Annotated in this window: 1 protein-coding gene; it reads left to right on the plus strand. The window is 36.3% G+C overall.

Going from position 1 to position 347, the window contains the following annotated elements:
- Nucleotides 1-229, plus strand: a 229-nt coding sequence (locus tag AAEZ02_RS22000; protein WP_351125098.1) for a YgjP-like metallopeptidase domain-containing protein, incomplete at its 5' end; no start/stop codon positions are given.
- Nucleotides 230-347 lie beyond the last annotated feature (118 nt).

Genomic DNA, 347 nt, shown 5'->3' on the forward strand with positions numbered 1-347 from the left:
TAACCGGTTAAAGTTATTGAATGGTTTATATCGTCAGCAAGTACAAAAGACCATTTCCATGTTGCTACCTTATTGGCAAGAGAGGCTTAATGTTGAATCGTCATCAGTAGGCATTAAAAAAATGAAAACCAAATGGGGCAGCTGCAATATTGAAGCAAAAAGCCTATGGATTAATTTGGAGTTAGCCAAAAAACCAGTGGAATGGATAGAGTTTATTCTGGTCCATTAATTGGTGCATTTAATTGAACGTCATCATAATGAGCGGTTCAAAGGCTGACTCTTCTACACAAGTATAAAAAATATTGAACTTCTGGGGTGAACTGTGATCAGATCAAGTAACTTCAGTT

Origin of the sequence: Shewanella sp. T24-MNA-CIBAN-0130 (assembly GCF_040310185.1) — a bacterium.
Lineage (GTDB): Bacteria > Pseudomonadota > Gammaproteobacteria > Enterobacterales > Shewanellaceae > Shewanella > Shewanella psychromarinicola.